This is a genomic window from Dellaglioa sp. CoH-57-MRSF-22, from assembly GCF_056781895.1.
In genome coordinates, this window is record NZ_JBXAXT010000003.1 from 120512 (window position 1) to 133953 (window position 13442).

13 protein-coding genes are annotated in these 13442 nt (G+C 30.3%); all 13 read left to right on the forward strand.

Going from position 1 to position 13442, the window contains the following annotated elements; translation table 11 throughout:
• Positions 1-278: 278 nt before the first annotated feature.
• The 13 genes from AC1RPR_RS04335 (at position 279) to AC1RPR_RS04395 (ending at position 13427) form a co-directional block, all read left to right on the forward strand.
• Positions 279-1262, forward strand: coding sequence for an LCP family glycopolymer transferase (locus AC1RPR_RS04335; RefSeq protein ID WP_481761545.1), 984 nt, complete (start codon positions 279-281; stop codon positions 1260-1262).
• Between the two features lie 13 nt (positions 1263-1275).
• Entirely contained in the window at positions 1276-2019 is a 744-nt protein-coding gene (locus tag AC1RPR_RS04340) for a YveK family protein (RefSeq protein ID WP_481761544.1), read from the forward strand.
• A gap of 23 nt (positions 2020-2042) precedes the next feature.
• Complete coding sequence (locus AC1RPR_RS04345; protein ID WP_481761629.1) at positions 2043-2768, forward strand: CpsD/CapB family tyrosine-protein kinase; 726 nt, start codon at positions 2043-2045, stop codon at positions 2766-2768.
• 44 nt (positions 2769-2812) lie between these two features.
• Positions 2813-4642: a polysaccharide biosynthesis protein gene (locus AC1RPR_RS04350; RefSeq protein ID WP_481761543.1), complete on the forward strand. Its 1830-nt coding sequence runs from the start codon at positions 2813-2815 to the stop codon at positions 4640-4642.
• A complete protein-coding gene (locus AC1RPR_RS04355) occupies positions 4642-5232 on the forward strand; it encodes a sugar transferase (RefSeq protein ID WP_481761542.1) in 591 nt (196 codons plus the stop codon). Before AC1RPR_RS04350 ends, AC1RPR_RS04355 begins: the two co-directional genes overlap by 1 nt.
• Entirely contained in the window at positions 5225-6109 is an 885-nt protein-coding gene (locus AC1RPR_RS04360) for an NAD-dependent epimerase/dehydratase family protein (RefSeq protein ID WP_481761541.1), read from the forward strand. The genes AC1RPR_RS04355 and AC1RPR_RS04360 overlap by 8 nt, the downstream gene beginning before the upstream one ends.
• Positions 6106-7254, forward strand: a complete 1149-nt coding sequence (locus AC1RPR_RS04365) for a glycosyltransferase (RefSeq protein WP_481761540.1) — start codon at positions 6106-6108, stop codon at positions 7252-7254. The genes AC1RPR_RS04360 and AC1RPR_RS04365 overlap by 4 nt, the downstream gene beginning before the upstream one ends.
• 37 nt (positions 7255-7291) lie before the next feature.
• Positions 7292-8263, forward strand: coding sequence for a DUF6625 family protein (locus AC1RPR_RS04370; protein WP_481761539.1), 972 nt, complete (start codon positions 7292-7294; stop codon positions 8261-8263).
• Positions 8264-8339: 76 nt separating this feature from the next.
• Complete coding sequence (locus AC1RPR_RS04375; protein ID WP_481761538.1) at positions 8340-9314, forward strand: Stealth CR1 domain-containing protein; 975 nt, start codon at positions 8340-8342, stop codon at positions 9312-9314.
• Positions 9315-9330: 16 nt separating this feature from the next.
• Positions 9331-10278: a glycosyltransferase gene (locus AC1RPR_RS04380; RefSeq protein ID WP_481761537.1), complete on the forward strand. Its 948-nt coding sequence runs from the start codon at positions 9331-9333 to the stop codon at positions 10276-10278.
• A 91-nt stretch (positions 10279-10369) separates the two neighbouring features.
• On the forward strand, positions 10370-11485 hold the full coding sequence (locus tag AC1RPR_RS04385) for an EpsG family protein (RefSeq protein WP_481761536.1): 1116 nt from the start codon (positions 10370-10372) through the stop codon (positions 11483-11485).
• Positions 11486-11523: 38 nt separating this feature from the next.
• Positions 11524-12453, forward strand: a complete 930-nt coding sequence (locus AC1RPR_RS04390; protein WP_481761535.1) for a glycosyltransferase family 2 protein — start codon at positions 11524-11526, stop codon at positions 12451-12453.
• Positions 12454-12527: 74 nt separating this feature from the next.
• Positions 12528-13427, forward strand: coding sequence for a glycosyltransferase family 92 protein (locus tag AC1RPR_RS04395; RefSeq protein ID WP_481763394.1), 900 nt, complete (start codon positions 12528-12530; stop codon positions 13425-13427).
• Positions 13428-13442 lie beyond the last annotated feature (15 nt).

The window sequence follows — 13442 nt, forward strand, 5'->3', positions numbered from 1 at the left end:
TAACAAGTAATAGGGACTTCAAAAAGAGAACATAATTAATGATGTTCTTTTTCTGTATTAAAAATGAAATATAATACTTTTAAATATAACGTATAATTAAAAGTGTAGAGCACTACAACTTTGAAAGCGTGGTCAAAATGTTTAGAATATCATATCAGTTGACAATAAGATTAAACAATGATTAGACAAACGATTTTAAGTTTCATTTAAGTCTGGTAACATGTATAATAAATTATTGTGTCATTGTATACATCTAAAAAATTTAGGGGTAATTAATTATGAGTGAAGATAATATTAAACACCAAGGTAGCCACAAGAAGCATCATCATAAAAAGAAAAAAATGAGTACACTGAAAAAATGGGGGATTGGTGTCGGAATCGTCGTTGCCGCACTATTGGTTATTGGTGGTGTGTTGATGGCGAAGGTTTATCTAGATGCAAAAGACGTTGTAGATAATACATATCAAAAAGTAAATGTTAAAAGTAAACGAACAACCGGGAGTGTCTCTCTTGATAAAGAGGCGCCTTTCTCAGTTTTAATTTTGGGTGTTGATACGGGCGAAGATGGGAGAACAGATCAAGGTCGATCGGATACAATGATGGTTGCGACAATTAATCCTAAAACAAACTTGACGACATTAACGAGTTTACCTCGTGATACGAAGATTCCGATTACAGGTCACGGGACAGATAATAAATTAAATGCTGCATATGCTTATGGGGATGTTTCCTTAGCGATGGATACTATTCAAAACTATTTAAATATTCCAATTGATTACTATGTTCAGATGAATATGAAGGGCCTGGAAGAATTAACGGGTGCCGTTGGTCCAATTACGGTCAATAATCCATTTGCTTTTTCAGCGGGAAGGCATCAATACGTAAAAGGTGATATTGAGTTAACTGAAAGTAATGTTTTAGACTTTTCTAGAATGAGACATTCTGATCCTAATGGTGATTACGGGCGTCAAAAAAGACAACGCTCGGTTGTGACTGAATTAGGTAAAAAAATAGCTTCTATTGATGGTGTCACAAATTATCAAGCAATTTTGAGTGTACTTGAGAGCAATATGAAAACAAATTTGAAATTTTCTGATATGAAAAAAATAGTGACTCAGTATCGTAGTGCTATAGGCACAATTAAAGATGTTCAACTTCAAGGACAATCACAAATGATAAATGGTGTGTCGTATGAAGTTGTTCCATCAGCACAAGTAACGAAAGTATCCAACATGATCAGAAAACAATTAGACTTAGACTAGGAGAATTATATCAATGGAAGAGACAATCAATCTTGAACAAGTTTTTAGCATTTTAAAGAAACATCTTAAATTAATTATTGGGTTAATAATTGCGGGGGCACTATTAGCATTTTTTGTAACCATGTTCTTTATGACGCCAAAATATAACTCGACTGTTCAAATATTAGTTAATAGAACAGAAACTGCCAATAATGTAGGGGCTGCTTACAATACACAGCAAGCAGATGTCCAAATGATTAATACGTATAAAGACATTATTCAAAATAAAATTGTACTAGATCCTGTGAGAAAAGAAATTGCTAAAAAAGATAATTTCGTTGGTACGAGTGATGATTTAAAAAATCAGATAAGTATATCAAATCAAGAAAATTCACAGGTTTTTAGTGTAACTGTTAAAGATACTAATGCATATCGCGCGGCTGATATTGCAAACTCTGTTGCTGATACGTTTAAAAATAAAATAAAAAAAGTGATGAAAGTTAATAATGTAACAATTGTTGCTGATGCAGTTGCAAAACCTAATGCAGTATCACCTAATAAAAAGATGAATGTATTAATAGGTCTGTTACTAGGGGGGCTTATCGGAATTGGGATTGCATTCGCAATAGAACTTTTTGATAAAACAGTTAAAAACGCTGATTTTTTGACAGATCTTGGTCTTTCAAACTTAGGTATGATTAACCATATTGACGAAACTAATAAGAGTCAAGGACTTTTTGGACAATCAACACCAAGAAAAAGAAAGCATACTAATTAAAATAGATAAGGGGTTATTGAATGATGAGTTTATTAAAAAAAGATAAAAAGTTATCAACTGATAGTATTGATAACGGTGTTGGATTAATTACTGTTACTCAACCAACATCAACGATTGCAGAACAATTTAGGACTGTACGTACGAATATCCAATTTTCAAGTGTTGATAAAGAAATGAAAGTTATTATGGCGACATCATCAGGTCCATCAGAAGGCAAGTCAACAGTTATAACTAATCTTGCTGTAACATATGCTAATCAAGGACTGAAAGTATTGTTAATTGATGCCGATATGCGTAGACCAACTGCGCATCAAACTTTTGGTTTGAGTAATGAAACCGGGCTTACAAATTGTTTGACTGAAAAAAGTATTGATGTTGCAAAAGCAGTTGAAGAAACACCAATTGAAAATTTATATGTTATGCCTGCAGGTCCTACTCCACCGAACCCTTCAGAATTATTGAATACAAAACGGATGGATTCTTTAATTACAGCTGTCGCTGAACAAATGGATATGGTTATCATCGATACACCACCATTAATTTCTGTAACAGATGCACAAATTGTTGCAACAAAAGTTGATGGTACAATTTTAGTTGTGAGACAAGGTGTGGCAAATAAAGGTGCCGTTTTGAAAGCAAAAGAATTATTAGATACCGTTCATGCAAGAATCATTGGGACGATTTTGAATGATGTTTCAGGTAGTGATGAGTCAGGTTATTATGGTGGGTATTATGGCTATTATAAATAATAATTAAGTAGACGTAGGATAATTTAAGGAAGCAGGGATTATAGGTGACTAGGAAAAGTAAACAGGTTGTTTTAACTGGATTGGATAGTTTGATTTGGGTAGTTTCAATTTCATTATCGAGGTTATTTTTAGGGCCGTATATTAGTTTTAGTAACTCTGATTTATTGGAATTTGGGTGTATATGTTTGATTTTATACCTAATAATTGGATACTCATTAAACCTCTTTTCTAAAATTAATAGGTATGCTAGCTTTAAAGAAATAATTGCAATTTTTATTGCAATAACAATTACAGCAGTTATTAGTAATATTAGTTATTTTTTCATAAGTTCAAATTATAGTATTCGTTTTGGAATATTAACTTATTTACTGGCCCTCCTTTTTATTGGTGGCAGCCGATTTGCATGGCGCTATCTTGTTGAAAATATCTTTAATAATGAAGAATCAGAAACATTAATTACAACATTAATAGTCGGTGCAGGGGATGGCGCAGAAGCTTTAATGGAAAGAATACAAAGAGATAATGCCGACTTGAATGTTATTGGATACGTCGATAATGATATTCAAAAACAAAAAATGTGGATGATGGGTAAGAAAGTTTTGGGAACTTTCCAAGAAATTCCAATGATTGTCGAAGAATACGATGTTGAACAGGTCTCAATTGCTATTCCTTCATTAAGTCCCCATAATTACGAGGACTTGTTAGATATTTTAAATCCTCTAAAAGTTAAAATTAATCGCATGTCAAGTTTTGAAGATATGTTAGAAGACAATAGTGATTCTAGAAAAATGCATGAGATTGACGTTGTTGATTTACTGGGTCGACAAGAGATTAAACTTGATATGGCTAAGATTGAAAGCAAAATATATGGTAAAACAATTTTAGTTACAGGAGCGGGTGGCTCTATTGGTTCAGAAATTTGTCGACAGGTTAGCAAATTTGGTCCTAAACGACTAATTTTACTAGGACATGGAGAAAATTCAATTTATTTGATTCATCAAGAATTAAAAAATCTTTATGCTGGGAAAATTGAAATTGTGCCGATTATTGCGGATGTTCAAGACCGGGCACATATTTTTGACTTAATGGCACAATATAAACCAGAAATAGTCTATCATGCTGCAGCACACAAACATGTACCATTAATGGAAGCTAACCCAACTGAAGCCATTAAAAATAATGTTTATGGTACGAAAAATGTTGCTGAAGCTGCTAAGTCTGCAAATGTGAAATCATTTGTAATGATTTCAACTGATAAAGCAGTAAATCCGCCTAATATTATGGGGGCAACGAAACGTCTCGCTGAAATGATTGTAACTAGTTTGAATGAACCAGGTCATACAAAATTCGCCGTTGTTCGTTTTGGTAATGTTCTTGGTAGCCGTGGTAGTGTTGTACCACTGTTTAAGAAACAGATAGCTAAAGGTGGACCAGTTACTGTTACTGATCTTAGAATGACAAGATTCTTTATGACAATTCCTGAAGCTAGCCGTTTAGTGATTCAAGCGGGGACGCTATCTAAAGGTGGAGAACTATTTATCTTAGATATGGGTAAACCGGTTAAAATTGTTGATTTAGCACGAAAAATGATTAAATTAAGTGGATATACTGAAAACGATATTGATATTGTTGAGTCAGGTATGAGACCTGGAGAGAAACTGTATGAAGAATTATTAGTAAGTAGTGAAAAACAGCAAGAGCAAGTATTTGAAAAAATTTTCTTGGGTAAAGTAACACCATACAAGATTGATGAAATTATGAGTTTTGTTAAGAGTGTAGAGCCGTTAACTGGTACTGCTTTGAAAAAAGAAGTTATTAGATATGCACATACTCATAATGGTGAACCCTCAATTGATTCGGAAGGTATGCGTTAATGTATAAAAAATATTTTAAAAGAACAATTGATTTTGTTATTTCTTTAGTAGGCCTTGTACTTTTATCGCCTATTTTTTTAATTATCGCAATTATTGTTAAAGTCGATTCGAAAGGCCCTATTTTCTTTGTACAAAAGCGGGTAAGTATTAATAAAACCTACTTTGGTATTTTAAAATTTAGGACGATGAGAACTGATACACCTGATGTACCTACTCACTTATTGAAAGATCCGGATGCTTTCATTACTCGCTCGGGTAAAATTTTACGAAAAACGAGTCTTGACGAATTACCACAAATTATTAATATTTTAACAGGTAAGATGAGTATCGTTGGTCCTCGACCAGCACTTTGGAGTCAAGAAGATTTAATTAACGAACGTGAAAAGTACGGCGCTAATAACGTTTACCCAGGGTTAACTGGATTAGCACAAATTAGTGGGAGAGATGAATTATCTATTGCTGAGAAATCAAAAATTGATGGTGATTACGTGCAACTTTTATCTTTTTCAGAAGATTTAAAAATTTTTTTTGGAACAATTACATCAGTTTTAAAGAGTGATGGTGTAAAGGAAGGTAAGAGTGATGACTAAACGAGTTTTGATAACCGGTGCACATAGTTATATTGGAGGGGCATTTAAAAGCTGGATTAATAAATCAGAATCGGAAGATATATCAGTTGATATGATGAGCGTTCGAGATGATAAATGGAGAGGAAAAAATTTTGGTCTATATGATGTAGTACTTAATGTTGCGGGTATTGCACATGTATCTTCGGATCCGAGTATGGAGGATCAATATTATAAAGTAAATAGAGATCTCGCAATTAATTTGGCTAAAAAAGCTAAATCTGAGGGAGTGAAACAATTTATTTTTTTATCAAGTATGATAGTATATGGTGAAAAAAATGGACTACAAAATACTAATATAATTACTCGAGAGACAATAATGAACCCAATTGATTTTTATGGTGATAGTAAGCTACAGGCAGATGTAGAAATTCAAAAATTAGCAGACGATAACTTTAAAACGGTTGTTATCAGAACTCCGATGGTTTACGGACCGAATAGTAAGGGTAATTTTCCAAGGCTACTGAAGTTAGCTGAGAAATCCCTGATTTTCCCAAGTATTAACAATGAACGAAGTATGATTTATGTAGATGTATTAACAGAATTTATCAAACAGATAATTATTAATGATGCATCAGGCCTTTATTTCCCTCAAAATAAAGAATATGTTTCTACAAGCGATGTAATCAAAGTAACAAGGAAATTATTAAGAAAGAAAGTATACTTTATCTCTATTTTTAATCCGCTTATTTCTCTATTATCAAGGAAGTTTCGTGTTTTTAATAAAATATATGGTAGTAAAGTTTATGATAAAAAAATTAGCGAGTGCTCTTTCGAATATACATTAGGACTTACATTAGAAAATACGATAACGAAAATTTTAATGGAGGATAAGAAATGAAAAAAGTTTTAATCGTTGCGTCGGTTGCTTCAATGATTGAACAATTTAATATGGATAATATCAGAATATTACAAGAATTAGGATATAATGTGGAAGTTGCAACTAACTTTTATTCCGCTGGAACTATACCAGATGATATGGCTAATTCCTTAAAAAAGAAGCTTGAAGGAAAAAATATAATTTGTCATCAAATTGACTTTTTAAGAGGAATTGGTTCAATAAAAGCAAATAAAAAAGCATATAATCAGCTTGAAAAATTAGCAAGTACAACTACCTATAATTTTGTGCATTGCCATTCACCGATGGGAAGTGTATTAACTAGATTAGTTTTTAAAAATAATAAAGAAACTAAAATTGTTTATACGGCACATGGCTTTCAGTTCTTTAAGGGCGGGCCGAAAAAAGATTGGATATTATTTTATCCTATAGAACGTTACTTATCTAAATATACGGATATTTTAATAACAATCAACAATGAAGATTACTCAATTGGAAAATCTTTTGGTATAAAAGAAGTTTTACATGTGCCTGGCGTTGGAATAAAATGGGAACAATTACGAGAACAATCAACTAATATCGATGAATTGAAAACTGATTTAAAGATAAGTAAGAATAGTAAAGTGATGATTTCTGTAGGTGAATTATCTAAGCGGAAAAATCATATTGTGGGAATAGAAGCAGTAAATAAATTGAAAGATAAAATTGATATTACATATATTATATGCGGTGTTGGAGATCAAAGAGATTTATTAGAAAAAAAAGTGAAAGAGTATGGATTAGAAGAAAAGATTATTTTTACAGGTTATTCTGAAAATATTAAACAATATTTAGATATAGCAGATTTTTCTCTTTTTCCATCTAAACGAGAAGGATTAGGACTAGCGGGATTAGAAGCTATGGCTACTGGTCTTCCATTAGTAAGTACTTACTTAGGGGGGATCAAAGATTACACAGAAAATGGTATCAGCGGGTGTGTAGTGGATGATCCTACTGATATTTCCCAGTTTGTGAAAGCTATAGAAAATTTACTAGGCATCAATGATAAAGAATACGAAAAAATTGTTAAAAACAATATTGAAGTATCAAAAAAATATAGTATTAAGAATGTAAATGAAATTATGTATAGTTTATATTCTAAAATTTAAATTATGCGATGTTGTCTATAAATTGAAAGGATTCGCAATGATTAAAAACACAAAAATAGTATTGATAGCTATATATTTTGGAGAATTACCAAATTATTTTGATTTATGGTTAAAATCAGCGGAATATAATAATGAGATAGATTTTCTAATATATACTGATCAAAATATATCTACAACCATACCGAATGTTAAAATAAAAATAGTCAACTTTAAAGATATTCAAGCGAAAATAAGATCACATTATACATTTCCTATAAAAATTAATAATCCGTATAAGTTGAATGACTACAAACCGGCTTACGGTGAAATATTTGAGGAAGACATCTCGGGATATGATTGGTGGGGATTTGTGGATATTGATACTATATTTGGAGATTTAAAAAAATTTTTATCTGAGGATATACTAAAAAAATATGACAAAATAAATACTCGTGGACATTTTCAAATGTATAGAAATAATAATCAAATTAATAATGCATATAAAATTGATCATCATAAAAAAGGGACGTACAATTATAAGCAGGCATTTACAACTGATGACGCAACTCACTTTGATGAAATTTGGGGAACTGCAAAATTTATGCCCGACACAGATATGAGAATATATGATCCATATAAAGAAAAGGTCTATTATGCTGATATTTGGGTAAAAGCATTTCGATTTATAACACTTGATATTTCTGAGGGAAAACAATATCAAGTGTTTAGATGGCATGATGGGGAACTAGTAATGAATTATATTGATAACGGAAAAATTAAAACTAAAAAGATAGAATATATTCATTTACAAAAAAGAAAAATGCAAGTTGATGTTGAAATATCAAATGATGACCATAGCTTTTTAATTGTACCTAATAAGTTTATAACAGATGAAAAGTTGTCTATTGAAAATATAAAGAAATATAATGAAGGAAAATGGCCTAATGGTATCCGCAGATATTTCCAATATTATATTAAGCAATTATTTAATGGGGAGCTTAAGGCTAGAATACGAAGAATTTGGCTCTAAATATAAGATTGAAAATAGATTAACACTTTTTATCTGAATATTAAAATCACTAATAAATATTAAGGAGAACTTAGTCATGAGTGATAATTTTAAAATTGATTTTGTAGTGACATGGGTTGATGGAAATGATGATATCTGGCGGAATAAAAAAAATAAGTACGCGGGAAACAAAAATTTAAATGCGGATGAACGTTTCAGAGATTATGATATTTTTAAATGGTGGTTTGAAGGTGTAAAAAAATTTGCACCATGGGTAAACCATATTTTTTTAATTACCGACAAACAAGTTCCGAAGTTTCCATTGGACATGAAAAATCTAACAATTGTTGATCATTCTGATTTTATTCCTGAAGAATATTTACCTACTTTTAATTCGAATGTCATTGAAATGAATATTCCAAGAATTAAAAATTTATCGGAACATTTTATCGTATTTAATGACGATACGTTTATAACTAACAAGGTAGATCCAACAGATTTCTTTTCTCAAGATGGGACTCCTAAGGATGTAGGATTAATGGGACTTATTCAACCGTCGGAAGAATTTTCGTTAATACCTTTTAATAATATACTTATTATTAATAAGTGGTTCTCAAAAAATAATATTTTGAAGAAGAATTTCTTTAAAATATTTAATTGGCAATACGGGTTTCAAAATGTAAGAAATTTCTTAGTTTTACCATATAGGTCTGTTCTGGGATGGTATGAACCGCATTTGCCTAGTAGTTTATTGAAAAGTACATTTAAAGAAATATATCAAAAAGAACCAGCTTTGTTAGCCGAACTTAGTAAAAATCGTTTTCGTACTAGAAATGATGTAAATATTTGGTTGGCACGCGATTGGCAACTTTCAAAAGGGAATTTTGAACCACGTAGATTTTCGTTTGGAAAGTTTGAGAAGTTGCCAGAAGATGGAGATTTTTCAAAAATAAAGCGCGCCTTAAAATCCAAGGCAAAAATAGTTGTTATAAACGACATATCGTTACCATTGGAGAGCCTTTCAGAAACGAAAGAACAATTAAGAAAAATATTCGCTGAACACTTTAGCTAATTAGGAGGATCTAATTATGAGTGACGTTGCAATTTTAATGGCTACCTACAATGGTGAAAAATTTTTAATGGAGCAAATTGAAAGTATTAAGAATCAATCATATGGGAATTGGCACCTATTTATTAGAGATGATTTTTCGAAAGATAATACCAGTAAAATTTTAGATAATTTTAAAAGAGATCCTAAAATAACGATACTAGATAGCTCGCTAAATATTAATGAAAAGGGCCAATTAGGAAATTTTGAAATTTTAATGAATAACGTTCCAGACCAGTATGAATATGTTATGTTCTCAGATCAGGATGATGTATGGTATACAAATAAAATTGAGATATCATTAAATGAAATTAGACACCTGCCTAACGAAAAAGTACTGCCTAAGCTTGTATATACGAATTATGACGAGTTTTTTGAAGTAGTGGGGGACGGAAGTGTGAACTACAGTGGTGTAGAAAAGAAAAATAAACCAACATATCAACGTATTTTTCTACATAACTGGTTAATGGGTAATACGATGATTATTAATCGTAACTTATTAGAAATTTCAAAAAACATCCCGATAGAAGCAGTTAATCATGATGCATGGCTTGCATTAGTTGCTGGATTATATGATGGGATTGGATATATAGATAGTGCGACTGATGGTCATAGAATGCATTCATTTAATATTACAAGAGGTGCCGATGCACATAAAAAAAGTACAATTATAAAAAGTAAGTTAATTGATTTAAAAAAATATAAAGTTAAATTTGATCGATTTTCCAAATTGGTTAATGAATTAGAACTACAATTTTCAAATTCGCCTATTAAAATAAAAAAAAGAATTACTATGTTGAAATATTTTGTAGAAAAGAAGGGTATCGAAGCCATAATATTTGGCAAAAAGAATGGTTTTTTTACCAATATTCACGGTCACAATACCTTACTCTATTTGGAGGAAATATTAAGGTTATTCAAAAAATAATGTTAGTATTTACATAAAATTTAATTAAAAATGGAATACAGCATAAGCAAATTTCATTAATTGTTTAAGAAATGACTATCTAGGAGTTTATATGACATATTTATTTGCAATAGTAACCAATTTCTTTTTGGATCATGTTCATGGTAAAAAAAATAATATCATTCCGTTCATTGGAATCGGAATATTAGCATGGCTAGCGGGTGCTGCTAGTAAGATGACGACGACCGATTATCCTAGTTATCTTATTAATTATGATAATAGTTCTTTAGCACCATATAATCACCAATTTGAGTGGGGCTATATGTGGCTTTCTCGAATTTTTGCGGCAAACGGAGTGACATATGCTGATTTTAGATTAATATTATTTATTGTTAGTTTTATTATTTTGACAGTTGCAATATTAAGATTTACAAAGAATTTAGGATCTTTTGTTTGGGTTTTTGCAATTTTTCCTTTTTTTAATGAGGCAACACAGGCACGTAATTTTTTTATGATTTCTATTGCTCTATTAGGGCTAAGTTTTTTACAGAAAAAAAATGTAAAAAATATTATTATTGCCATCGGATTAATCTTATTGAGCGCATCAATGCATTCATCTGGATATATATTTTTAATAATAATTCCCTTAAGCTTTTTGAGCGAAAAATATGTGAAAATTTTTGTACAATTAATTATTGGTTTTTTTGTAATTTTAACAATTGTACAATTTATTCCAGGTTTAAGTGGTTTATTGAAAAATATAATAACGAAAGTTTCATTGCATTCATCTAGGACACAATTGTTTGATAAACTGAACACAAGTTATGCTGCTGGTTCATCAAAAATAATGCTTATAGAAATAGCTTTATCATATTTTTCAATGTTAGGACTTGGATATTATTTTTTGAAAATTAATAGCCTATCAACTGAGATTAAAAATAAATTGAAATTGTTATTCTTAATTTCGTTAACTGGTCTTGTAGCACTCCCATTTTTAGTTATGTCGATACAATATCAACGGTTCCAACGTAACTCTTTCGCACCAATTATAATTGCATACGCGCTAATTAGGGAGCATAAAGATGAGATTGATAGTAGAATATTATTAAAGATTGATTTAATGATGGTGGGGATACTCTTATTAGCTGTTATAGCGTTTTATGGAGTGTTAGTACCACAAGAATTTGTTGACAGTATTCCATATTTAGTACATTGGAAATCGCTTTAGCATTGTCGTTTAAAGAAAAGTAATTAAGGAGTAAATTTTTGAAAAATATAGCTGTGATTATGTCAACGTATAATGGCGAAAAGTACGTCGAGGAACAATTAAATAGTATTATTGAGCAAAAATATAAAAATGAAGATAACATACAGATTTATGTTAGAGATGATGGTTCAACAGATAATACAATAGATATTTTAAAAAGATACGAAAATAAAAATTTGTTAAAAATAATTTATTCAAGCGGAAATATGGGTGTTAAACGTTCCTTTTTTGAATTACTTAGGGTTGTCGATGCTGATTACTATTTTTTTTCTGATCAAGATGATGTTTGGGTTTCAGATAAAATAATGCAATTTATGGATAAATTTGATTTGTTAGACAATAAAATAACACAAGCTATATTTTCAGATCTTATGATTGCTGATAAAAAGGCTGTTTCAACAAATATTAAAATGTCTAAAATGTTAGTAGGCGAAAATTATAATCATTCATTGAATGATTTATTATTCAATTTTAAAGTAACCGGAGCGGCATTAGCAATTAATAAGAAACTAAGAGATGAAGTACTTATGTTAACAGATGAAGATATTGAAAATGTAACAATGCATGATTCAATTATTGCTAAAATCAGCTCAGCAAGTGGGAATTTAACGTACATTGATAAAGTAACGGTTTACTATAGACAACATGAAAATAACGTCATCGGAATTGGTAAGAGTAATGTACACTTGTATGAAGTTTTTCGTAGATTAAAAATAAGATATAAACAATTAGGTCGGATTAAAAAGGAAAATATTGTTCTGTATGAAAGATTTTCTAATATCATTAAAAATGATACTGAAAAAAAAATGCTAGAAGATACATATAAGTTTTATGATACAAAGAATATCTTTAAAAGATATTCTTTGTATCATAAATTTCATAGTTTAATTAATACAACAGCACAAAGAATAATTATATGGTTTGTTTAATAGAGAGTGATTAGGTGGTTACTATCAATTTAATAAAAAAAAGTTTTAGGCGTAATTTTATTACGGCATATAATATGATAAAGTATATGAAAAATAAGATGAACTACGGAAATAAAAGGTATAAACAAGTAAAAATAATTGAAGAAAAAACTGATTTTATTAATAGCGTGTCATTAGTGGCAATTATTAAAAATGAAGCACTATACGTTCAAGAATGGATTGAATATCATAAAATTATTGGTATATCAAAATTTTATATTTATGATAACGAATCTACTGATAATTTAAAAGAAATTTTAGAACCGTATATTAAAAGTAAAGTGGTTGAATATATCTATTTTCCGGGTGATAAGCAACAAATACCAGCATATCTGGATGCTGTCGAGCGCTGTAAGACAGAAACAAAATGGCTATTAACACTAGATTTAGATGAATATTTAGTATTAATTGATGAAAAAAATATTGATTCTTTTTTAAATGAATTTAGTGAAAACGTTGCTCAAATTGAAATTGGTTGGGTGATGTTCGGCTCATCTAATTTGATTAAAAAATCAAATGGATTAGTTACTGAGACATTTTTAAATAGATCAAAAAATGATATTATTTTAGATTCAAAACCTATCGTAAATCCTAGATTAGTAATTGATATGAGAATACCACATTGGTATGATGTGGCCGGTAAAACGACTGATGAAAACGGAAATAGGTTATGGGGATATCCATGGACAAATGAAAAAAGACCTAAAATTGTATCAAGGGAACACGTGAGGGTTAATCATTACTATGCAAAATCACTTGAAGAATTCGAGAATAAAGTAAAAAGAGGATATGCTGATCAAAGTAATGATATAAAAGAACGTAGTTATCTTGATTTTAAGAAGCACGATATTAATGATGTCTATGATAACGGCATGTTAAAGTACACGGATAAAATTAAAACAGAAATTAAACGTGTACAAGAACTTAACAGATGAGGGTAAGTGTGATGT

Bases quoted from the DNA above. Each gene is read 5' to 3' on its own strand.
- AC1RPR_RS04345 (WP_481761629.1), top strand. From the start codon at position 2,043: ATGAGTTTATTAAAAAAAGATAAAAAGTTATCAACTGATAGTATTGAT.
- AC1RPR_RS04360 (WP_481761541.1), top strand. From the start codon at position 5,225: ATGACTAAACGAGTTTTGATAACCGGTGCACATAGTTATATTGGAGGG.
- AC1RPR_RS04380 (WP_481761537.1), top strand. From the start codon at position 9,331: ATGAGTGACGTTGCAATTTTAATGGCTACCTACAATGGTGAAAAATTT.
- AC1RPR_RS04375 (WP_481761538.1), top strand. From the start codon at position 8,340: ATGAGTGATAATTTTAAAATTGATTTTGTAGTGACATGGGTTGATGGA.
- AC1RPR_RS04385 (WP_481761536.1), top strand. From the start codon at position 10,370: ATGACATATTTATTTGCAATAGTAACCAATTTCTTTTTGGATCATGTT.
- AC1RPR_RS04370 (WP_481761539.1), top strand. From the start codon at position 7,292: ATGATTAAAAACACAAAAATAGTATTGATAGCTATATATTTTGGAGAA.
- AC1RPR_RS04335 (WP_481761545.1), top strand. From the start codon at position 279: ATGAGTGAAGATAATATTAAACACCAAGGTAGCCACAAGAAGCATCAT.
- AC1RPR_RS04355 (WP_481761542.1), top strand. From the start codon at position 4,642: ATGTATAAAAAATATTTTAAAAGAACAATTGATTTTGTTATTTCTTTA.
- AC1RPR_RS04395 (WP_481763394.1), top strand. From the start codon at position 12,528: ATGATAAAGTATATGAAAAATAAGATGAACTACGGAAATAAAAGGTAT.
- AC1RPR_RS04340 (WP_481761544.1), top strand. From the start codon at position 1,276: ATGGAAGAGACAATCAATCTTGAACAAGTTTTTAGCATTTTAAAGAAA.
- AC1RPR_RS04365 (WP_481761540.1), top strand. From the start codon at position 6,106: ATGAAAAAAGTTTTAATCGTTGCGTCGGTTGCTTCAATGATTGAACAA.